Consider the following 23,177-nt stretch of genomic DNA (forward strand, 5'->3'; position numbering starts at 1 on the left):
GGCGGACACACCCCGCTTACACCTGCTTGAAAGACTCCCCCGTGTTCCCGGCTGCTGTCACGACCGGGTCTCACCATCCAAGGAGCCTTTACATGCCTAACGCAACTGCATCCCCCTTTCGTTATCAGGGCTGGTCGCTGTTCAGCCTGCTCGCCGCCCTGGTGCTGTTGATGACCGGGTTGATCCTGGTGCTCAACCCGGACCTGACCGAAGGCGTACGCAGCGTCATTCGCGCCACGGCGCGTTCGTCCTTTATCTTGTTCCTGCTGGCCTTCACCGCCTCGGCATTCGCGGTGCTGGTGCCCTCGCCCCTGAGCCGGTCGCTGGTGCGTGAGCGGCGTTTCATCGGGCTGGCCTTTGCCTTTTCCCATCTGGTCCATGCCGTGCTGATCTACAGCTACGGCCAGCTCAATCCCGAGTTCTGGCCCGGCCGCACCACCCTTGGCAACGTGCCTGGCACCGTGGGCTACGTGTTCATCCTGTTGCTGGCGCTGACCTCGTTCAAAAGCACCACGCGCCTGATCGGTTTCCAGGCCTGGAAGCGCCTGCACGTCACCGGCATGTGGGCGCTGGCGGCGATCTTTGCCTATTCCAACTTCAAACGCATCCCCATGAGCGCCTGGTATGTGCTGCCCTTCGGCCTGATCTGCGCCGCCACCGCCATCCGCCTGGTGGGCAAGCTGGCCCAGGCCACCCAGCGACGCCAACGGCCGCAACACGCGACAGCTCGTACATAGCGCCTGCGCCACAGCGCCTTGGCGTTGAAAAAATCGAAACCTTGGACGGCATGCACTGGTCAAGTCCTGTATGAACGTCAACCGCTGCACGTCGCACCAAGCGACGGCGGCCTGAAGCGAGGGACAGGCATGAGCATGACCGTCGGTGATTTTCTGGTGGAACGTCTTTACGAATGGGGGGTTCGCCGTATTTATGGCTATCCGGGCGATGGCATCAACGGCGTCTTTGGCGCCTTGAACCGCGCCCAGGGAAAAATCCGCTTCATCCAGGCCCGCCACGAGGAAATGGCCGCATTCATGGCCTGCGCCCACGCCAAGTTCACCGGTGAGCTGGGCGTCTGCATCGCCACCTCCGGGCCCGGCGCGTCCCACTTGGTGACCGGCCTCTACGACGCGCGGATGGACCACATGCCAGTGCTCGCCATCAGCGGCCAGCAGGCGCGCGCCGCGCTGGGCGGGCATTACCAGCAGGAGCTGGACCTGGTCAGCCTGTTCAAGGACGTGGCCGGGGCATTCGTGCAGCAAGCCAGTGTGCCCGCCCAGGTCCGCCACCTGCTGGACCGCGCCGTACGCACGGCGGTGGGCGAGCGCCGGGTCACGGCGTTGATCCTGCCAAACGATCTCCAGGACATGGAGTACACCGCACCACGCCACAAGCACGGTACGGTTCACTCCGGCGTCGGTTACCGCAAGCCCAGCGTCGTTCCCTACGATGAGGACCTGCGCAAGGCCGCCGAGGTCCTCAACGCCGGCAAGAAAGTCGCCATCCTGGTCGGTGCCGGAGCGCTGCACGCCACCGACGAAGTGATCGCCCTCGCCGAGAAGCTCGGCGCCGGCGTGGCCAAGGCGCTGCTGGGCAAGGCCGCCGTACCGGATGACCTGCCCTGGGTCACGGGCACCATCGGCCTGCTCGGCACGGAGCCCAGCGACAACCTGATGGCCGGCTGCGACACCCTGCTGATGATCGGTTCCGGCTTCCCCTACGCCGAGTTCCTGCCACCTGAAGGCCAGGCCCGGGGCGTGCAGATCGACATTCAGGCGGACATGCTCAGCCTGCGTTATCCCATGGAAGTCAACCTGCACGGCGATAGCGTCGATACCTTGCGCGCCCTGCTGCCGCTGATCGAAGAAAAACCCGACCGCGCCTGGCGCAAGAAGATCGAGCATTGGCGCGAACGCTGGGAGCGGACCCTGGAAAAACGCGCCCGGGTCAGCGCCAAGCCGATCAATCCGCAGCGGGTCACCGTCGAACTGTCGCCGCGGCTGCCGGAGCACGCCATCATCACCTGCGATTCCGGCTCCTGCGCCAACTGGTACGCCCGGGATATCAAGATCCGGCGCGGCATGATGTGTTCGCTGTCCGGTGGCCTGGCGTCGATGGGCGCGGCCGTGCCCTATGCCATCGCGGCGAAGTTCTGCCATCCGCAGCGGCCGGTGATCGCCCTGGTGGGCGATGGCGCCATGCAGATGAACAACATGGCCGAGCTGATCACCGTCGCCAAATACTGGCGCACCTGGGCCAATGGCACCTGGATCTGCGCGGTGTTCAACAATCGGGATCTGAACCAGGTCACCTGGGAACAGCGGGTGATGGAGGGCGATCCGAAATTCGCCGCCTCCCAGGACATCCCCGACGTGCCCTACCACCTGTTCGCCGAATCCATTGGCTTGAAGGGCATCCTGGTGCTGCACGAGGACGACGTGGCCACGGCCTGGGAAACCGCGCTGGCGGCGGATCGTCCGGTGCTGATCGAGTTTCGCACCGACCCCGACGTGCCGCCGCTGCCGCCGCATATCAAGCTGGAACAGGCGAAAAAGTTTGCCTCAACCCTGCTCCAGGGCGACCCGAACGAGCGAGGCATCGTTGTCGAAACCGCCAAGCAGGTATTGAGCAGCCTGCTGCCGGGCCAGCGCACGGATAAAGAGTGAGGCACGACGCGATGCCAACCGTTGAGCTGCATCGTCGCTATGAACGGCCCCTGCTCCTGGCTTTCTGCGCGGTGTGGGGGTGGCTGGCCATTGCGCCGATAAAACGCAGTGACTGGCTGGCGGAGAACCTGCTGGTCATCGCGTTATTGGTGGTCCTGGTGACCGTTCATCGGCGATTCAGCTTTTCCCGACTGTCCGCGACGCTGTTGTTCGTCTTCCTTTGCATCCATGAAGTCGGTGCCCATTACACCTATGCCAAGGTGCCTTATAACCACTGGTGGCAGGCCCTGACGGGGGGGCAGTCGCTTGATCAGTTCATGGGTTTCCAGCGCAACCAGTTCGATCGGCTGGTGCATTTCAGCTACGGCCTGCTGCTGGCCTATCCGCTGCGCGAGGCCTTGCTCCGGGTTGCGCCAGCAACGGGGTTCAGGGGTTATTTCCTGGCCTGGAGCCTGATTCTCGCGTCGTCGGCGATTTATGAAATTATCGAATGGTTGGGCGGCGCCTACATCGGGGGCGATACCGCCAAGGCCTTTGTCGGTGCCCAACAGGACCCGTGGGATTCACAAAAAGACATGGCCCTGGCGGCACTGGCCGCGTTCATGACCCTGCTCGTCGCCGCCGGGGTCAGTTACCTGCGCCAGCGGGACTTCGCCCTCGAATGGACGTTGCGCTTCAAGGCCCGAACATGATGCAAGCCCCGATATCCGCCAGTTCCCGTGCGATCACGACTAAGTAAATCAGCCCACCAGCCGATACAAGACAGGTGCGGGTGAAATCGCTTTTTTGCTGATGACTTATTTTTATGATTGAAAATGCTGGCAATGACTCGACTGTCCTTTCCCCGGGTTCGCCAACCCGAAGTTTCACTCGTCGCACTTTCCCGGCCATCATGCTGCTGCTGTTTGTCATGTCTGCACTGGCGATCGCCGTGCTGCTCAACATCACTGGCGCCCAGGACCGGCGCGCCCGTGAACAGAGCCTGTTTTTCGCCCAGCGGGCCATCGAGGGGATCCGCAAAGGTATCGGACGGGATCTGAGCGACTACTCCAAGTGGAGCGACGCCTACCGGCACCTGCATGTCAACGTCGACAAGGAATGGGCCTATGACCAGGAAAACGTCGGCAGCAGCGTGTCCTCGCTCTATGGCTACCAGGCGGTGTTTGTCATTTCGCCGACCGGCCAGACCGTCTATTCAGTGATCGATGGCCAGATGAGTGAAGTCGATGCCGACACCTGGCTGACCGGCGACTTGCGAGCGCTGTTGAAAAAAGCCAGCGCTGCGGAAAATCACGAGGAAGTGATCGTCGAGATGCTCCATCACGAAGACGCCCCGGCGTTTGTCGCCGCATCCGCCATCACCATCGGCACAGACAGCAGCGTGCCGGAAATCCCCGGCCCGCCCAGCCTGATGCTCTTCGTCAAGGTCCTTGATCCCGGTGCCCTGGAAAACCTGGCGCGGGACTTCGCCCTGCCCGATGCCCATATCGCCAGGACCCCGGGCCCAGCCGATACCGCCCAACTGCTGCTCGACGACCTGACCCTGGAAGCCTTGGCCTGGCGGCCGCAGACCCCGGGCCAGGACCTGCGCAAAATCCTCCTGCCGTTGCTGGCCGTGGCGTTACTGGTGCTGGGGATTCTGGCCCTGGCGGTTCTGCGCCATGCCCTGGCCATGCTCCGCGCCCAGGAGCGCCAGTACGCCAGCCTGCTGGCCCACCGCAAGGCATTGGAACGCAGTGAAGAACGTTTCCGAGACATCGCCGAAGTGTCATCCGACTGGTTGTGGGAGGTCGATTCGACCGGGACGCTGACCTATCTGTCGGAACGCTTCGAACAAGTGACCGGGTTCAGCCCCACGGAGTGGCTGGGCAAACCTCTGCACCGGCTGCTCCACCCCCATGGCGGCTCGATCTCGATTGCCCAATGGCTGCTCGGCGGCGCCAATAGCCTCTCCTCGGCACCGCTGCTGTGCGAGTACACCGCGCGCAACCAGCGCATCCGCACCTGCAAACTCTCGGTGCGGGCTATCGAAGCTGGCACCCTGGGTTTTCGTGGCACCGCCACCGATATCACCGACGAATTGCGGGCCCTGGCCCAGATCAAGCACCTTTCCCTGCATGACCCGCTGACTGGGCTGGCCAACCGCAACCGCTTGTTCGATTGCCTGCGCGAACACCTGGACCGGACCGATCGCCCGCCCCTGGCGCTGCTGAACCTGGACATGGACCGGTTCAAGCCGGTCAACGACTCCCTGGGTCATGCCGTGGGCGATAAAGTACTTAAGGAAGTGGCGCATATCCTCCAGCAAAACGTGCGCGGCACTGATCTGGTGGCCCGCCTGGGCGGTGATGAGTTTGTCATTGTCATGCCCGACCCGGGCGATGCCGGCGATCTCGATCAACTCTGTGAACGGCTGATCGATTGCATGCAACGACCCATGCACCTGGACGGCAATACCCTGTACCTGGGGGTGAGCATCGGCGTTGCCTGGTCGCAGCCCGGTGACGAACGTGCCGATGAACTGCTGCGCCACGCCGACATCGCCTTGTATGCGGCCAAGGCGGCGGGCCGCAACACCTGGCGCGTGTATGTGGAAGCCATGGGCAACCTGGCCCGCGACCGGCGGCAATACGAGCAGCAACTGCGCGACGCCATGCAACGGGATCAACTGGAACTGCGTTACCTGCCCCGCTTCGATGTGAGCGCCGAACAACTGCATGGCTTCGAAGCCCAGACCTTCTGGCACCATCCCGAGAAAGGTGAACTGGGTGGGGCCGACTTCATACCGGTGGCCGAAACCTCGGGCCAGCTTGAAGAACTGGGCACCTGGATGTTGATCAACGTCTGTGAAGAGGCCGCCACCTGGCCGAGCGCCGTCAACGTCTCCATCGCAGTTTCACCCCGGTGGTTCAACAGCAGTTTCCTGCTCAACCAGGTACAGACAGCCCTCGAAGCGAGCGGCCTGGCACCTCAGCGGCTGACCCTGGAAGTGGCTGAAGGGGTGCTGCTGGCCGACCACAAGACCGTCGCCAGCACCCTCCATGCGCTCAAGGACCTCGGCGTGCGGATCAACATCGACAAATTCGGCACCAGCATCGCCTCCCTGCGCGAGGTGCTGGACCAGCCGTTCGATGGCATCCGCTTCGATCGCAACATCCTCACGCAGCTGGGCCTGGAGGATGACAAGGAAGGCGTCCTGGCGATGATTCGATTGAGCCGCAGCGTGGGGCTGATGGTCACTGCCGAAGGCATCGAAAACGCCCGGCAATTCAGCCAACTGCGCAACGTAGCCTGCGACCATGTCCAAGGCCCCTACTTCGGCGCGGCCCTGGCCCGCTCGGAAATGGCCTCGTTCTTCACCACGCCGCGGTGGCTGTAACCCACCTCCCCACCGCTATCGCGAGCAAGCTCGCTCCCACAATAGGTTCTGCGGTGCATGCAGAGCTCATGAACGCCTCAAGCCCCCTGTGGGAGCGAGCTTGCTCGCGATGAGGCCTGCACAGCCGACATCCCTGCAAGCTCGGTCTCTTACAAACTCAACCGCCCCCGCTCCTCCTCAGTCAGCCGCTGGCGGTTCTGTTCGTCCAAAGGCCCCGCACCCAGGACCTGCACCGGGCTGGCCGGATCGTAGGCCCGAGGCGCTTCGCGGCTGGCACCATCGCGTGATGGGGCCAGTTGCTCGGAGCCAAAACTCACCACCTGCACGGTAAACACCGACGCCTGGTTCTGCCGCGCCGCGTTCTGTTGCTGACGGGCCACATCCTCAGCCGCCTGCGTCGCCGAAGACGCCGCCGAACTGGCCGAGGTGATGGCGCCGGTGTTCACCGAGGCCGCCAGCGGCACGCCAGTGGATTTGCCCTGGGTCTGGATGTTGGCCGCGTTCACCACGGTCAACGCCGCGATGTTGACGTTGCCCGACACCCGAATCCCCGCCTCGCCCGCATCGATGGTGCCCAACGGCGCGATCAGGTCGATATCCCCCGGCGCCACTTCGGCAATCGGGTTGAGGGTGGCGATACCGGCCCCGGTACTCGGCACCGATGGCGACAGGGTCACGTTGCCCCAGGTGTCGTACAAGCGCTTGGGCGGCGTATAGACCACGGTGGTCTTCGAACCGCGACCGGCGTTGATATCGCCCTGGGCCGACCAGCCGAGAATAGAACCGCCGAAGGTGGTCATGATCCGGCTCTGCCCCAGCAGGATGCTGTTTTGCGCATACAACTGGATATCGCCCTCGCCCTGGGTGATGACCCCGGCGGTGGACGGCGGCGCGTTGCCCTCGATGCCGAACGTCTGCCCGCCACCCGGGGTGAGCATCTGGATGCTGCCGCCGAAATCGGTGTGCACCCCGGCCCCGCCGAACATGGTGATGTCGCCCTTGTAGGTGATCGCGTTACCCGCCACATCCTTGCTCGGGAACAACCAGTCGATAGCCTCCCGCCCGCGCAGGTAGCTGCCTTGGCGCACGCCGCCCACTTCGTTGTACTCACGGCCACCGGCCTTGAGTTCAGCAAAGTACACATTGCGGGCAAACACCCGCTGCTGCTCCGCCGGCAGCGCCGCGAAGAAGCTGCGGGCCTGCTCGGTGTCGCCGCTGAAGCCGAAGCGTTTCTCCAGCCAATCCACCAGCTCAGCCTCGTAGGTCTTGGCGACCTTGCCGTCCTGGTTCGCCAGGGGCACACCGGCCAGAGCCTGGTTGGCCGGGTCCAGGTACGCCTTGACGAAGCGCTCGTAATCCGCGCCATTGAGGCCCGCGCCGGCTTGCAGCACCAGGCTTGCGCCGGGGCGGGAATCCCCTGGCACCACCGCGCCGATACTGGTGATGCTGACCTTGTCGTCCATCAGGATATTGCGCCCGGCGGTGATTTCCAGCAGGCCGGGACCGGCGACGTTGAAGTTGCTGTAGAGGATGTCGCGCCCGGCTGCCACGATGGAGATGTCGGTGGGGTTGTTGTGGATGAAGAGGTTGCCGGTGCTGGTGTAATTACCCGTGTCGGGGTTCTCATTCAGAGACCCGCCCAGCGGTATGCCGCTGCTGACAATGTCTCGTCCAGCCATCATTCGTACAGCACCGGCGCCTTCGTATGCGATTCGCCCCGGCCATCTGCCCGTAGAGACTGATGTGATCGACCGTCCAGTGGCGACTGCCAGCAAGTCGCCTTCAAGCGCATAGAAACGAGCAGGATCGACATTAAGGGCCCATTCACTGGAAGCGCTGCTGGTGTCGAAGGCAAACAGCGGCAATATGTTCGCAGTAGGGCGAGCGGGGTTGCCATCGGCTGAGAGATTGCTGGCCTTTATGATGAAACCATCGACGATACCGGCAAAGGCCGGCCTGAACGGTGTGGCCAGGGCCGCAGACGAAGCACCGGAACGGCTGACCGACATATCGCCACCGTAGATGGAATCACCGGCCATGAATTGCAACTCACTATTGACGCCGGGAGCAAGCAACAGGGCTGGGCGATTGTTGCCGTTGTAGCCTGTGTCATACAGCTCCGAGGACTTCCCGTAATAAAGACTGCCACTGGCTGCCACAGCTCTCAGGATGGACGGATAGACCACCGCCAGATCCGTTGCGGTACTGGACGTGAAAGGTGTCAGGTTACCTCCCGACGACCACAAGTCGACCGCAGTATTGGCCGTCCACAGCGTGAACCAACTCAGGCCCGATCCGTTGGTGTTACCGTCCTTGAAGCGTGAGGCGCTCATCATCGGCGCCCGCCCCGGATCGGCGACGTCCATCACCACAAGGTCGCCCGAAGTCGTCAGATCGAAGGTAGCATCGCCCGGCATGAGGGTCAGGCCGCCGGTCGCAAACCCTCGTGTGGATTTGAAGGAGTCGTAGGCCCGCGTTTCTCCAGGGGACTGTACTGCGACAGCATTGCCGTATTGAAGGTCGATTCGACCGATGGCGCCGCTGTCGATCTGCGCGTGGCCCCGCAGGTTGATGACCGCGCCGTTGAGATGCCCGCTCACGAACAGGCCCTCGGGATTCAAAGCACCACCCACACGCAGATTGAGATCACCACCGCCGGTCAGTTGCAAACTCCCATCGGCACCTACCCGCCCGGTGCTGCCCACGGCAAGAACCAGTCCTTGACTGCGGCGGTTGCTGCGCGGCTCAAGAAGACTGCCCGCTAGTTGATCGAGTATTCCGGCATCGCCGGCCACTTGGACGTTCAGATCCCCCCCGCCCAGCGTACCGAAACCGGTAAAACCAACCATCAGGTCAGCATTGATAGGATCCTGCGCAGCGGTGTAACTACCAAAGTTGATCCACCAGGCGGACGGTTGTGCCCCGGTACCCGTGGCAACTGAGCCGTTGCCTTGGCGCCACAACCAGTTACCAACGTTGACCGTGTCGTAACCGGTATCGAATGGGTTGGGCCGCCCATAATTGCTGCTGGAAACATCCATGGCGTTGCCGATCAAGTCACCGCCGACCTTCAGGGTCAGGTTACCGCCAGAGTCAGGGTACCAAGCGCGATAAACACTGTTGATGCCGCCGTCCACAAATTGCTCGTTTTCACCTGTTGCGTCATTCAGCACCGTACCTCCTGCCCCCAACGCCTTGGGCTGATTGTACGGATCGCCAGCGTAGGTCGCGCTGGCCGAACTGCCGGCGGTGTAGACCCCATAAAGGGAATCCATTTTCAGATCACCTGCCGATAGCAACTCAAGGTCTGCCGTGCCAGTGCGAATGACACTCCAGCGTTGGCTGCCCGGCTTATATCCGGGGGGACCATCCTCTTCACAGCGAGACGGGTCGTCGATGCACAGATTCGGATCGCCGAACCCAACGAAGTCCACGGGTTGCCCTACCATGCTGGAGTCACCAAAAAACTCCAGCGATCCGGCTTCGGTCCAGACCATATTCGGCACGCCAAATACACCGTAATGACTGTCAGCCAGATGAAGATCGCCACGGGCCGAGGCAGGCTGCACGACCCGGCTGTCCGCCGCCTGTGTATCGGCCCCCGCCACAAGGCGCAACGACCAGGACTGCGAGCCCTCGGCCAACATCGGTGCGATGGCCCAGTTGCTCCCCGCCACTTCCGGACGCAACTGCACCGACTCGACACCGGCCGGCAGCTTGATGTCGGTACCTGAAGGGATTTTCGAACCCACACTCAGTGCCAGGGGACCGCTGAGACGCAGGACATTGGTCAAGCCATGGGTCGCGTCCGCAATGCCTGGCAAGGCAACGCCTTTGGGCCAGATCAGGCTGCCTATTGTTGCGCTGCTGCCCAGCAAGCTGCCGGCCCCCAGCACTGTTCCTGCCTCAAGAGTCTGAGTCGAAGCCAACAAAGTGCCGGCGGCGAACAACAGATTACCGAAGGCGTCATGCACCGCTGCGGCTAGCACCGTGCCCGCCGGCAGCACCATTGGCTGATCAAGTGTCGCGGCGACCGGCAGGCGCGTTCCCGCCGCCAAGGTAGCGCCCTTGAGCGGCACGTCGAAGTTGAGCACCGAGCCCGCCGGAAACGCCGTGTCGTCCGCCAGGGTCACGCCGCTGCCGGGCACGACGATATCGCCCGCCGCGAAATCAATGCCCGGCAACAGCACCCAGCCTTTGTCATCGTTACTGGCCGGCGGCTGGGCAAACCCGTCGGTGATGCTGCCGTAGATATTCAAGTCACCGCCGGCCCGTAGGGTCAGGCTAGCGGATTCGCCGGAGCCGTAGACCCCGCTCAGGGCGTTATGCGGATTGAGGCTCTCGTAGCGATAGCGCGACAGGTCCAGGTCCCCCTGGACCACCAGGTCGCCATCGGCCGTTGCACTCACGACCTCCACGCCAGGGCGCAGATGCAACACATCGCGATAGCGGCTGTTGTTCAACCCGGCGAGCTTGCGCTGCAACAGATCGTTGTTGTCGAGGGCGTTAGTGATAAAAGCAGTGTTGTCGTCATGCACATCCTCCAGCCACGCTTGATTGATGACCTGATAAGGCCGACCACTGGCCGCTGGCACGTTAATCAGCGGCGCATCGCTGTATTGCCACATGGCAACCAGCGAGATCGAGCGGGCGCCTTGAATATCCAGCGCACCACTGGCATCGACAGCCACGTCGCCACCCGACACGCCACCCAATCGTGGTGCGCTGAGCTGCAACGTGCCGCGAGCACGACCGTCATTCAGGCCGGGTGCACTGCCCAGCGCGACCTCGGTACCGTGGCGCAGGTCGATGCGGGCGCCGTTGCCCAAGGTCAGGAGGCCTTCCCGAGCAGTCAAGTCGACAATGGCGCGGTTCGGCGAGTCGATGATCTTGCCGTAGCTGTCTACCCGCAGGCGCCGACCATGGGCGTCGAGCACAGCACCGCTGCCCAGGGTCAGGGCATTCTTGGCGGCCAGATAAATGCTGCCGACCCGCTCGCCGCTGGCGTCCACCGTACCGTTGACCAACAGGCTGCCATTGTCCAGGGACACGTTGATGGATGAGGCCTTGAGTTCGTTGCCGATCACCAGGTCGCCTTGCTTGAGCTGGAAGCTGCGAGAGCCGAATACCTGCCCGTTGTTCAACCGTTGGTTCAACGCCGCGAACTGCTCGCTGAGGTTGCCGCTGCCGCCCAGGCGCTGGGCCTGAATCTCCACGCCGCCGGCCAGGTACGGCATGGCGGTGCCACCGGCGTCATATTCGCCCGTGCTGCTGCCGAGAATCCGCCCCTGCAAATCAACGATCCCGGCCGCCTCGTCCAGAGCCACCGCACTGAGCCGACCGGCCTGGTTGTGTCGGGCCGAGAGGTCGATGCTCGAACCATCCGCCTGGCGGATGTTGCCGTTCTGGCTTTGCAGGATCACCTCGCCACCGGCGCTGTAGCGTGTCACATCGTTGAAGGTGACGGTGCGGCCCGCCACGTCGATCAGCGCCTCATCGGCCAGGGTCAGGTCATCCGTCGCGCTCAAGGTCAGCTTGCCGCTGGGCAGCATCACCGCGCTGGCAAGGTTGAGGCTTGCACCTTTGATGGACAACTCGCCCCCAAGCCCGGAGACAGCGCCCGGCTTAGCGCTCGTGCCCGCTACATTGACCGCACCGCCTGCGGTGATGCGGTTGACCGAACCGGCCTCACCGGTCAGCAACGGGGTAAGGATATTCAGGTTGCCGCCGCTGTAGGCGTAGCCCGTTTTCGCGTCATAGGCCCCTTGGCTTTGATACACCGCCAGGCTGCCTTTGTGGTTGGCCGTCAGGCGCTCGCTGGCGCTGAGGTTGACGTTGGCGAATCCCAAAGCAAGGCGGTTCAGGGTGGTGACCGAGCTAGGCTGGGCGAAGTCACCGTAGCCGAATTCGATGCGCTGGGCCTGGATGTCCAGGCGACCGGCGCCAGTGCCGGCCCCGCCGGCAATCACCGAACCCGGCGCGCCAACGGCGCCGTTCCAGATCAGGTTGGCGGTGCGAATGGTCGCCACGTCACTGGTGCTGCCTGCGCCATAAATGGCCGGAGTGCTGAGCATCAGGTTGGCCAACCGCGACTTGCCTGTCGCCGGGTCATAGGTGTCGAGACTGACAGTGCCGTAGAAATTCAACGCCTCACGCGCCGACAGTTCCAGGGTTTCCAGGGCCGGGGCGCCGTATTCGGTGTCCTCGCGCAACAGGCGATCGAGTACCGTCTGGCTCAGGGTCAGACCCGCCGGCAAGACCTGACGCGCCGCTGCGTCGCTCAATGCCGGGGCGGTGCCGACGTTGATATTGCTCAAGGCCAGGGTCAGGTGACGGGTGCCGTAGCGCACCTTGTCGTCCAATTCCAGGCTCCCTCCGGTGGCGACGATGCTGCCCTCGGAATGAATTCGGGTGACGCCGCTGCATGGCGTCAGGCTGCAGCCGCCGATGTTGATGGTGCCGATGCTGCCCGATGAGGGTGCCAACACGTTGAGCAAGCCGTTGGAGGCGGCCAGCAAGTTCTGACCACTCACATTGAGGTCATAGATAAAACCGTCATGGGCATCGTAGGCAGCCGCGCCACGACCAATGGTATTGATGGCCGCGCCTTGTTCCATCGACACCTCGCCGCTGGCCAGCAGGAAAACCTCCGGTGCCGCCAACGTAGCGCCTTCACGCAAGATCACTCTGGACGAGGTTCTACCTCCACTGCTCGAGGGCGTGATGTAGTTTCCGCTCTGACCATAGAGCGTCAAAAACTGGCCACCAATAACCTGACGCGATGCATTCAAGGCATTCAGGCTTTCGGCATTGAGGGTGACGCCCTCGAAGCCGGCCGTGGCCCCGCGCCCATCGGCAACGACCTCCAACGCCCCATTACCTCCAACCACCGTGACGGTACCGCCGTAGCCACCTTTCTGAGGCGCGAACTTGCCGATGCCTTTAAAGGAGAACGCCTGATCTCCCGCTCCTGGCGCGAGCTTCAACTTCAAAGTCTTGGCGTCCACCGGCAACAGGGCTCGTGGCACGCCCAGGCGTGCGGCATCGGCTACAGCGAACTGGGCGTAGCTGGTTTCGTTGTACTGCGAATAGCGACGCAGCACATCGCCCGAAGTCAGGATGACCTGGCTGGACAGACTGTTGCGCTGCCCGGTATTGACCACCGACAGCACCCCGGCGGTGGTCCAGGAGCCGTTGCGCATCTGCAACGCACCCGCCGTGGAACCCTGACCCGCCAGACCGTTGACCTCGACCCGGAACGCCCCCGGCAGCAAGGCATAGGTGGACGGCATCAGCGTATAGGTACCGGCGGCCAGCCCCGGTACACCGGCGCCAATGGTGATTTGTTGTCCGATCCTGGGGTCCACTGCGCCGCCCTCGGGCGCCACTGGCGCGTATGCACTCTGGTTGCCCGGCACAATGGCGTAGACCGGGTTGCTGGACAGGCCCGGTAAAGTAAAGCCGCCGTTGGCACCGATTTGCACCAGCGGGTTGAAGCGCGCGTCGGTGGAGCCGCCACGGCCGGAAATGAAACCGGCACCCAGCAGATCACCGCCACCCGAAAGATCGAGTACCGAGCCTTCCTGGGCCGCAACAGACTTTCCGCCCAGAATCACACCAATATTCAGATCCCCGTTGCCATAGGAGATGGCCCCTTGCCCCAGAAGCACCACCTTCTTGCCCGCGTACTCATAACTCTGACCATCGACGGTACCGCCGTAAGGCAGAACCAGACCGAGGCCACTGACTGAAGTGAGGCTGTTCGGCAGCAAGTCCACTTGGCTAGTGATGCTAGTGCCGTCGTTGGTGCCGACCTCAATCAACCCCAGCGGGGCCCGAACCACTCCGCCCTGCTCGATATTCGCACTGCCCAGTTGTAAGTGACCGAATGCCGAATAAGGTACCTGAGGCGTCACCTGGGTAGTCCGCCCGATGACCAAGCTGCGCGCCGGGTCGTAGGCAGAGGTGCCACTCAAGCTATACCCCGCCAATACCCGAGCCCCGACCCCGGTCGCCGGATACAGTTGCGCCGCTTGCAGGATCATGTCCGAGGGAGTCATTAATTGCGTGGTAAAGCCCGTAGGCAATCCTTCGCTGGAGAATCCCGCCAGGAAGCGCAAATCACCACGGCTGCTTAACTGGACCAGGTCGAACCCGGCGCGCTCCAACTCGACCGTGGTGTCATTGGCCTGTCTCAGCGTGCCTTTGCTGCTGAATCTCACATCGCCCTGTACATCCAACAAGTCGGCGTTGACGGAAAGCACCGCCTTGTTCGCAAGTGGCGATACGTCGCCTTCGATCAGCGGTCGGGTATAGGAATCCATATTCGGTAGACCGGCCGCCGACCCCGCCAGCAGCAGATGAGCTGCATTAAGTTGAACACGGGTGTCGGCTGGCGCGGCTGTGCTCAACCCGAAGCTACGCGCATATAGGCTCAGGCTTTGGTCGAGGGACAGCGACACGTCGCCATCGATACTAATAATGCCGTTACTCAGCAGAGACAGGCTGTCGAAGCCGCCCGCCTGGACCTGGTCCACACCCAAACGCCCATGACCATAGATAAACGAATCCGCCGAGGCCTCGGCGGTGTCGCTTAGCGGGCTCGCCTGGGCGGTTTGTCCCAGCACCAGTTCACGCACCTGCAAGACCCGGTCATTGACCGCGCTTTTCAGGTAATACGGTGTCTCCAGCGCCACCGACAAACTGCCCCCTGCGGCCCCCGTGCCACCGGAACGGGCGCTGAATTCGCCGTCCAGGTACAGACCATTGGCCGACGCCAGGGAAATACTGCCACCGTTGCTCGTCACCGATGTGCGTCCCTGGCCAGGAACATCCAGCATTGCCTGGCTGCCATCCGCTTGCAGGCGTGCCCCCTCGCGCATCACCACGAACAATTCCGGCGCCGAAGCCGATCCTTTCGCGACATCAATCTGACCACCAATGACAATCTCGCCACCGTCACGCACCAGGCCATAAGTCTGGCCGCGCATGTCCTGGGCAGTCACGGCCCGACTGGAGACATCGATCAATGCTTGCTCGCCTAACCAGATGGAGCGTCCATGGCCTTGGGCATTGACCGGGTTGCGAACGGGGTTGCTGACGCTCAGTTCGGTGAGACTGACTCGTCCGCCCCAGGCGTTGACGGTGCCGTTGACGGTCAGTTGACCGATGCTGCGCAAGTCGATGCCTTGTCCCGGATCGACGCTGATCACGCTTCCACGCCCGATGTTCAATACCGTGCTGGCCATGTCTGCCGCGCTGGAGTTCGCGGTACCAGCAGTGAGGCTCAGGCTCGCGCCGTGGCGCTGGGTGAGAACACCTTTGATCGCATCTTCCTGATACAGCTCCGGCGTCCAGCGCTGCAAGGCATCAGCCGGCTCTGCGTTGCTGCCGGTAGTCAAAGCCTGCTCGCCGAAACGGTACACCGGCATCGTCACATCGACCCGGGTCCCGTCGGCCACCGTCAGGCCTTCGTTGCCAGTGATGTCATAGGCCGAGAAGCCCTTGTCGAAGAAATCGCCGCCCAGTTGCAGGGTGCCGGGCTCGAGGGGCGCGCTGCTGTTGCCGATCAGCACTTTATTGGCCGCCAGCTTCAAGGTCCCGCCACCGCTCACCCCGGTGCCGCGCAGTTCACCACGCAGGCTCAAGTCGCCGCCGTCTGACGACGTACTGGTAACCGCCGTCAGAGTCAGGTCTCCGCCCTTAGCGCCGCGGGTCTTGCCATCGGCCATGACCGCGGCGCCCGAGCTGACGTCGATCAGGCTGCCCTGGCGCACATCGATATTGTCGCTGCGCACGGCCACGGCACCGCCGTTGATAAACGGCAGGCCCCGGCGATCGTTGCCGTCAAGCAGCAGGTTGCTCCACCGGCCAGCGGTGTTCAACGTCACGCCCTCTCCCAACGTGACCACAGCACGCTGCCCCGTGGCGGGCGTAAGCACGACGTCTTCAATCTTGAAATTATCGGTTCTGACCTGTTTAAGCACGTTACCCAGCACAATGCGACCGCTGCGAGCCGTCAGGTCGGCGTTCACTTCGACCTGCGGTGCATAAAGCGTGATGTCGCCGCCATCGGCCACTTTGAGCGCGCCATCGACTTTGATGCCTTGCGCCGCTGCCACCTTGACCGCGCCGAGTTGGAAGCCGTTGAGCAGATCGTTATCCAGAACCAATTTGCCTTGCCGATCAGTGCCAACCACCGAGGTCAGGTCAAGGCCCGCAGCAATCTTGTCGGCCACCTTGCCGACGGTGATCTGATCGAGCGTGGGGTTCAAGGCGCTGTTGATCACACCGCTGGTCTTGTCATAGATCGGCGTGTAGCTGCCCACCCACAATTGCGCCCGTCGGGCCACGGCGTTTTGCGATTGCTGGTAACCGTCGAGGTTGAGGTTCGGTGCCTGGGTCTGGCGTTCGCCCTGGTAGACCTCGCCGACGATCTGGCCTTCCAGCACGGCGTTGCGGGTCGAGACCACCAGCTTGCCGGCATCGCGTCCGACGGTGTAGCCGGCTTCAAAGCGCTCGCGCGGGGCGATCAGCGGGTTGTAGTAGTAATCGGTCTGGCCCCAGCGTTGGCTGTGGTCTTCGTAGCCCTTGTAAATCCCGCTGTAGAGGATGTCCCCCGGCGCCTTGGACAAGTCATACAAACGCCCATTGGGGCCCTTGAGCCAGGACTGGCGCAAGTAGCCGCTCTGCACATCCAGGGTACCGCCAGACAGGTTCAACTGCGCCGCCTGCTGGGTCACCACGTCGTTGCCGGTGAACGTCAGGGTGCCGCCTTGAGCAGCCCACTCACCGGCGCTGTGGCCTCGGGTCCCCAAATAACCGCCGACTTCCAACAGCCCACCCGCCGTGTACCAACGGTCGGTGGCGTAGCCGTTGGTGCCCGCCGGCACGTAGATCAAGTCACGCACGTCCACCCAGACATCGTTGTTGGTCAGTTTGCCGCCCTCGCGGTTGACCGGTGCGTCGCGCTGTTCGTTGCCCTGGACGTTGACCTTGATGGAGTTGGATTCCATCGCCACCTTGACGCCAATGGCGCCGGACACATCGATCACCGCACCATCACGCACCAAGCTGCGACCGGCGGCGCTGACCGCGACCTGGCCACCGGTGGCCAGGGTGATGGAGCCATTCTGGAAGTCGACGCTGCCGCCACTGACGATCTCGACCCGCGACTGATCGGTGCGGTCGACCACGCTGCTGAGGTTGTTGAACTGGCCGGTGATCAGGTTGTTCGGCGTGCCATCCAGGCCGGCCGGTCCGGCATTGCGCTGGCTGTCCAGGGCACTGCCACCCGCAGCATCGAGCAGCACCGCCGTGGCACTGCCCAGCCCCAGGGTCACGCTACCGCTGCTGTCGCTGAAGGCGTTGAGCAGGTGCACGGTGCCACGGGTGTCCACTGAACTGGTGGCGACGGCCACGCCGTTCTGCTGCACATTGTGCCCGGTAAGGGTGATGTCGCCGGTGCTGGCCTGGATCAGGCCGCTGTTGATCACCGTGCCGGCGCTGCTGCCCGGTTTGAGAGACGTGGCGACCTCGTTGCCACGGGTGGTGGAGCGCGGGTTGCCGCTGGTGCCCTGGCCGCGCCGGATATAAAAACTGTCGCCCGCCGCCAGGGTGGTCTGGCCCTTGGCGGTGATGATGGAGCCGGCGTTTTCCACTTCGGAGCCCAGCAGCAACGCATAGCCGCCCCCGGCCGTGGAGGTGGCGGCACGGTGGGTTTCGATCAGTGCGCCCTGCTGCACTTCGACCTTGCCCGCCGCGTCAGTGAAGGTCGGCTGGCTGCCAGTGGCATCGACGTACAAGCCGCGGTTGCTGAATTGCTCATCGCTGATGTTGGCCGCGACCGCCGCCAGGTTACGCACATTGACCTGGCTGCTGCCGCTGAAAATGATGCCGTTGCGGTTGACCAGCATTACCGTGCCATTGCCCTTGATCTGGCCCTGGATCTGGCTCGGTCGCGCTTGAGGGTCGTTGACCCGGTTGAGCACGGCCCAGTCCGACTGCTGCTGGAAATCCACCGTGGTATTGCGCCCGACGTTGAAGGTTTCCCAGTTGAGAATCGCCTTGTCGGCGGTCTGCTCGATCTTCACCGTGGTCTTGCCACCGGCCTGGGTCTGCTGCGGCCCCTTGGCGTTGAGCCAGCCCTGGGTCAGGCTGTTATCGACCTTGAGCCCGCCCTCGCCCAAACCGTCGGGCACGGTCTGCACCTGCCCGAATGCCGCTTGCCGTCCCGCAGCCTGAGCCGCCTGCTGGGCCGCGATGGCGGCCACGGTGTTATTCAGGTTGGTCAGCGAACGCTGCAGCTGCGCATTGGCCCGTTGCTGTTGCGCCAGGGGCGGCGGCATGCCTGGCTGCGCGGTCGTAGGCCGCGCCGCGCCACCGGCCTGGGTCGCACCCTTGGCGGCAAACCAGGCCGAACTGAACGCCGTCGCCGCGTGGGCATTGCCGGCTACCATCAGCAACGCAATGGCCTGGGCCAGCGGCTTGAGCCGCAACATCGACAACTCGCCATCGCGACGTGGGGCGTTCGGGTTCGTCTGGGGTTTGCTGCGCAGCATCCTACTCATCCTTTCGGGTTCGCTTCTTAAGGGGTCGCAACGCAGTGCTGTCAGGCTGCCAGCGTTGGTTATAGGGGATAGGCGGTTACAGGGGGGTGGGACCGAACGGTTGTCATGAAAATTTCATGTGGCTGTGTTGGTCGCGGCGCCAAAGCAAAAAATCAGCAACGGCTTGCGCCGTTGCTGATCCGTGTTGCGTGTCGCTCGAACGCGGTGTTACAGCGGACGACCGATGTTGTTGCAGACGTTGGTGTTGCCGATGCTAAGGGTATTGGTTGCGGTCACGAAGCTGCCACGGATGGCGGTCTTCCAGGCCGCAGGGAGCGGTACGAAGCGGTTGGCGGTGATTGCTGCGTCGTTGTTGTTCGCTGCCGTGGCGTTGTAGTGGCGGGTGAAGAAGTCTCGCACCTGCGTGGTTTGCGCAGCGTCGGCGTAGCACTGGCTGAAGATCAGGTTGGTGAAGCCCAGGATCGGATAGCCGGTGGCCGGGTAAGCCACGACGCTTGGATCGTTAGGGTTGGTGGTTGCGGCAAACACCGGCACCCAGGCGTTCGGTTTGGCGCGGTTGGCGGCTGTCGGTACTGGGACAGCAGCGATGGCGGTCGATACGTTGGCTGGGGCTGGGGAAACACCGGCAACGCGAGCAACCTTGGTGGCGTCGTCCAGACCGGCCAGGGTGGTAGCGGCGTAATCCGGGCTCATGTAGGTGATACGACCTTGGGCAGCGTTCAACGCTGTCATTACAGCCTGGCTGCCAGTGGCAGCTACAGCGCCGGCTGGCAGGCCACCGCTGTAGCTGGAGGCGAAGTTGGTGGTGATGGCGAAAGTGCCGGGCACAGCGGGTACAGCTGTAGGGCACTTGGCGTTCAGAAAGCGGGTGAACAGTTCGGTAGTACCGCTGCTCTCAGCACGATAAGTCACAGTGATCGGGCCGGAACGGCCGGAACCGGTGATTTGGTTCCAGTCAGTCAGCGTGCCGGCGAATACGCCGCACAGCTGAGCGACGCTGAGGTCAACGTTGGCGGTGCCGGTCTTGTTGAAAGGAATGGCAACCGAAGTGGCGACCGAAGGCACCTGGATCAGTGGACCCCAAGCGGCACCGTGGTTGGCAACGTAGCCATCCAGTTCAGCCTGGCTGAGCTTCGAATCACTACCCGCCCAGTGCACGTTCTTGCTGGTGTTGCCAGATACGAACTTGGTGTAGTCGTTGTTCAGGAAAGCAGCCTTGCCAGCACCGCTGCCCACGCCGATGTAAGGGGCAAAACCGGCAGTCAGTACGCCGGAAGTCTGGTACAGCGGCTGAGGCAAGGTAGCACCACCGCCGTTGACATCAGCCATGGCGGCCTGAGCGGCGCAGAGGCCGGCGAGGGTCAGGGATACCGCGAGAACGTTGCGCTTAAACATGAAGAATCTCCTTTCATCGTGTTCGTACGTAGGTTGGGTGACGCGTGCTTGCCGTCATGGCGCTCGGTCCTGTGCCGATGGCGATGGGGTGAGGCCATGGGTTAGAAATTCGCAGTTTCCGGTGACAGATAAAGGAAAAAACCTCGGGAGCTGGGGGCTGTTTTTCGAGTTTTTTCCTCGGGTGCTCGAGGGCTCTGGGTTGGGGTTTCGAGCGGGTTTCACGGCCGTACCATGTGGGGGGGCGGTGGAGAGGACGGCGGGTGGTTGCCGGGCGCGGAAAAATGACAGAACGAGGAACCCGAGTTTGATGCTGGCAAGGCTCGGGAGGTGTCTCAAGCTTTGAAAAAAATTCCGCTAGATCAGCTTTTTTTGTGGCGAGGGAGCTTGCTCCCGCTGGGTTGCGAAGCGACCCCAAACAGGTCGAACGCGATCCATCTGATGCACCGGGGTGTCAGGTTTTGGGGCTGCTGCGCAGCCCAGCGGGAGCAAGCTCCCTCGCCACTTTTTTTTTTGCGAGGAGGGTTTATTGAACCAACTGATTGATCTCAATGATCGGCAACAACACCGCCATGACGATGACCAACACCACGCCGCCCATGACCACGATCATCAACGGCTCCAGCAGCGCAGTCATGCCCATGGCGCGGCGTTCGATGTCTCGGGACAGGGTTTGCGCGGCGCGTTCGAGCATCGGCGGCAGACAGCCGGTTTTCTCGCCGCTGGCGATCAGGTGGATCAGCACTGGCGGGAAGACTTTTTCCACCCGCAGCGCCGCCGCCAGGTTGACCCCTTCGCGGACCTTGGCTGTGGCATCGCTGACGCTCTGGCTCAGGCGGTCGTTGGACAGCGTCTGGCGTGCGGCCTCGAGGGCTCGCAGCAACGGCACCCCGGCTCCGCCGAGAATTGCCAGGGTCGAGGCAAACCGCGCGGTGTTGAGGCCCAGTACAAAACGCCCGATCAGCGGCAGGCGCAACACCCGCGCGTGCCAGTTCAACCGCGCCGCCGGTTTGCGCAAGTACATGCGCCAACTCCAGAAGCCTCCGGCCAGCACGCCAAAACACAACCAGCCCCAGGCACGAATGAAATCGCTGGCGGTGAGCATCGCCACGGTCAGCGCGGGTAGGTCTTGCCGGGCCTGGGAGAACGCGCTGACCACCTGGGGCACGACATAGCTGAGGAGGAAAATCACGATGGCGATCGACACCAACCCCACCACCCCGGGGTAGATGAACGCCGTGAGGATCTTGCCCCGCAGGTTGTTGCGCTCCTCGATGTAGTCCGCCAACCGCTCCATGACCTGGGCCAGGTCGCCGGACTCTTCACCCGCGGCAATCAACGCCCGGTAGATCTCCGGAAAATCCCTGGGCCGCGCCGCCAGGGCTTCGGCCAGGCGCATACCGCTGCGCACATCGGCGCGCACCGCGCTCAGGGTCTGGGCGATGTGCTTGCGCTCGGCCTGCTCCACCGTGGCGCTCAACGCCGCTTCCAACGGTAGGCTCGCCCCCAGCAGGCTCGCCAGTTGCCGGGTGGCCCAGGCCAGGTCGTTGTCCGAGAGCTTGGCGCTGAACAAGCCACCGCCGTTGGCTTGCGCCGTGTTGCGCTCAAGCTGCACCTGCAATGCCGTCAACCCACGGCTGCGCAACAGGTTGAACGCAGCGCCCTGGCTGTCGGCTTCCAAGTGTCCGGATTCGATCTTGCCCTGGGCGTCGGCGGCCTCGAAACGGTAGCGATTCATCAGGCGTCCCGTGTTACGCGCAGGATTTCTTCAGGGGCCGTGGTGCCACTGCGCACCCAGCGCTCGCCGTCCTCGCGCATGCTGAACATCCCCGCTCGGCGAGCGGCGGCGCGCAGTGCCTGCTCCCCTGCCCCCTGGTGGATCAGCGTGCGGATGTCATCGTCAATGCAGAACAATTCATGGATGCCGGTGCGGCCGCTGTAGCCGGTCTGGTTACAGATCGGGCAGCCCACCGGCCGCCAGGTGCCGGGCGTGGCCGGATCGGGCTGCTTGCACTGCGGGCACAACCTGCGCACCAGTCGCTGGGCGAGCACGCCGAGCATCGACGAGGCCAGCAGGAACGGCTCGACGCCCATGTCGATCAAGCGGTTGATGGCTGACACCGCGTCGTTGGTGTGCAGCGTCGCCAGCACCAAGTGACCGGTGAGGGAGGCTTGCACGGCGATTTGCGCAGTCTCCAGGTCACGGATTTCGCCGATCATGATGATGTCCGGGTCCTGGCGCAGGATCGCCCGCAGGGCCAGGGCGAAGGTCATGTCGATCTTGGCGTTGACCTGGATCTGGCTGATGCCTGGCAGGTCGTATTCCACCGGGTCTTCCACGGTGAGGATGTTATGCACGCTGGCGTCCAGCCGGGCCAGGGCGGCGTAGAGGCTGGTGGTCTTGCCGCTGCCCGTGGGGCCGGTGACCAGGACGATGCCGTGGGGCTGGCGAATCAAGTGATCGAGCTTGCCCAGCACGTCAGTGTCCATCCCCAACGTTTCCAGTTGCAGGCGTCCGGCCTGCTTGTCCAGCAACCGCATCACCACCCGTTCGCCGTGGCCGGTGGGCACCGTCGAGACGCGAATATCGATCGGTCGCCCGGCGACGCGCAGGGCGATGCGGCCGTCCTGGGGCAGGCGTTTTTCGGCGATGTCGAGCTGGGCCATGATCTTGATCCGTGACACCAGCGCACCGTGCAAGGCCTTGCGCGGCGAAACCACATCGCGCAGGGTGCCGTCGACGCGGTAGCGCACCACCGAATGGCTCTCGTAGGGTTCGATGTGGATGTCGCTGGCCTCGTCCCGTGCGGCCTGGGTCAGCAAGGCGTTGATCATGCGAATCACCGGCGCACCGTCCTGGGTGTCCAGCAGGTCGGTGATCTCGGGGATGTCCTGCATCAGCCGATCGAGGTCGACTTCGTTTTCCGCCGCACCCACTACTGCGGCGGCACTGCCGGTGTCGGCATAGGCACTGTTGAGCAGCCCGTCGAGCTCCTCGTCGCGCACCCGCTCCAGCCGTACCTCGCCAAACTGGCGGCGCACTTCACTGATGGACCAGCCCGGCGTGGACGGACACACCATCAGCACCGCGCCCTCTTCGGACTGGCGCAGCACCAGGCGTTGGGCCTTGGCCCAGGCGTATGGGAGGGTGTTCATGTTGACACCCCAGGC

The 23,177-nt window shown here is 63.4% G+C and carries 8 protein-coding genes; 4 read left to right on the forward strand and 4 right to left on the reverse strand.

Features of this window, described 5'->3' with window-relative positions:
- The first annotated feature begins 92 nt into the window (after positions 1-92).
- The 4 genes from HU749_RS17335 to HU749_RS17350 all read left to right on the forward strand — a co-directional run bounded on the left by HU749_RS17335 (position 93) and on the right by HU749_RS17350 (position 6,045).
- Positions 93-737 (forward strand): ferric reductase-like transmembrane domain-containing protein, encoded by a 645-nt coding sequence (locus HU749_RS17335; RefSeq protein ID WP_186650843.1) that lies wholly within the window; start codon positions 93-95, stop codon positions 735-737.
- A 129-nt stretch (positions 738-866) separates the two neighbouring features.
- A complete protein-coding gene (locus HU749_RS17340) occupies positions 867-2,666 on the forward strand; it encodes a thiamine pyrophosphate-requiring protein (protein WP_079302021.1) in 1,800 nt (599 codons plus the stop codon).
- A gap of 11 nt (positions 2,667-2,677) precedes the next feature.
- Positions 2,678-3,358 carry a DUF2238 domain-containing protein gene (locus HU749_RS17345; protein ID WP_079302020.1) on the forward strand — a complete coding sequence of 227 codons (681 nt, stop codon included), beginning with the start codon at positions 2,678-2,680 and terminating at the stop codon, positions 3,356-3,358.
- A 113-nt stretch (positions 3,359-3,471) separates the two neighbouring features.
- A complete protein-coding gene (locus HU749_RS17350; protein ID WP_095961938.1) occupies positions 3,472-6,045 on the forward strand; it encodes a bifunctional diguanylate cyclase/phosphodiesterase in 2,574 nt (857 codons plus the stop codon).
- Between the two features lie 149 nt (positions 6,046-6,194).
- Here the strand turns inward: HU749_RS17350 and HU749_RS17355 are convergent, their stop codons facing one another.
- From HU749_RS17355 to gspE, 4 genes are all read right to left on the reverse strand, one after another.
- Positions 6,195-18,605, reverse strand: a complete 12,411-nt coding sequence (locus tag HU749_RS17355; protein WP_095961939.1) for a filamentous hemagglutinin family protein — start codon at positions 18,603-18,605, stop codon at positions 6,195-6,197.
- 216 nt (positions 18,606-18,821) lie between these two features.
- Entirely contained in the window at positions 18,822-20,009 is a 1,188-nt protein-coding gene (locus HU749_RS17360; RefSeq protein WP_186650841.1) for a substrate-binding domain-containing protein, read from the reverse strand.
- 523 nt (positions 20,010-20,532) lie between these two features.
- The gene (gene gspF, locus HU749_RS17365) at positions 20,533-21,744 is read right to left on the reverse strand and encodes a type II secretion system inner membrane protein GspF (RefSeq protein WP_095961941.1); all 1,212 of its coding nucleotides are present in this window, start codon (positions 21,742-21,744) and stop codon (positions 20,533-20,535) included.
- Complete coding sequence (gene gspE, locus HU749_RS17370) at positions 21,744-23,162, reverse strand: type II secretion system ATPase GspE (protein ID WP_095961942.1); 1,419 nt, start codon at positions 23,160-23,162, stop codon at positions 21,744-21,746. The genes gspF and gspE overlap by 1 nt, the downstream gene beginning before the upstream one ends.
- Positions 23,163-23,177: the final 15 nt, after the last annotated feature.

The organism is Pseudomonas ogarae, assembly GCF_014268695.2.
GTDB lineage: Bacteria > Pseudomonadota > Gammaproteobacteria > Pseudomonadales > Pseudomonadaceae > Aquipseudomonas > Aquipseudomonas kilonensis.

Bases quoted from the DNA above. Each gene is read 5' to 3' on its own strand.
- gspF (WP_095961941.1), bottom strand. From the start codon at position 21,744: ATGAATCGCTACCGTTTCGAGGCCGCCGACGCCCAGGGCAAGATCGAA.
- HU749_RS17335 (WP_186650843.1), top strand. From the start codon at position 93: ATGCCTAACGCAACTGCATCCCCCTTTCGTTATCAGGGCTGGTCGCTG.
- HU749_RS17345 (WP_079302020.1), top strand. From the start codon at position 2,678: ATGCCAACCGTTGAGCTGCATCGTCGCTATGAACGGCCCCTGCTCCTG.
- gspE (WP_095961942.1), bottom strand. From the start codon at position 23,162: ATGAACACCCTCCCATACGCCTGGGCCAAGGCCCAACGCCTGGTGCTG.
- HU749_RS17350 (WP_095961938.1), top strand. From the start codon at position 3,472: ATGATTGAAAATGCTGGCAATGACTCGACTGTCCTTTCCCCGGGTTCG.
- HU749_RS17360 (WP_186650841.1), bottom strand. From the start codon at position 20,009: ATGTTTAAGCGCAACGTTCTCGCGGTATCCCTGACCCTCGCCGGCCTC.
- HU749_RS17355 (WP_095961939.1), bottom strand. From the start codon at position 18,605: ATGCTGCGCAGCAAACCCCAGACGAACCCGAACGCCCCACGTCGCGAT.
- HU749_RS17340 (WP_079302021.1), top strand. From the start codon at position 867: ATGAGCATGACCGTCGGTGATTTTCTGGTGGAACGTCTTTACGAATGG.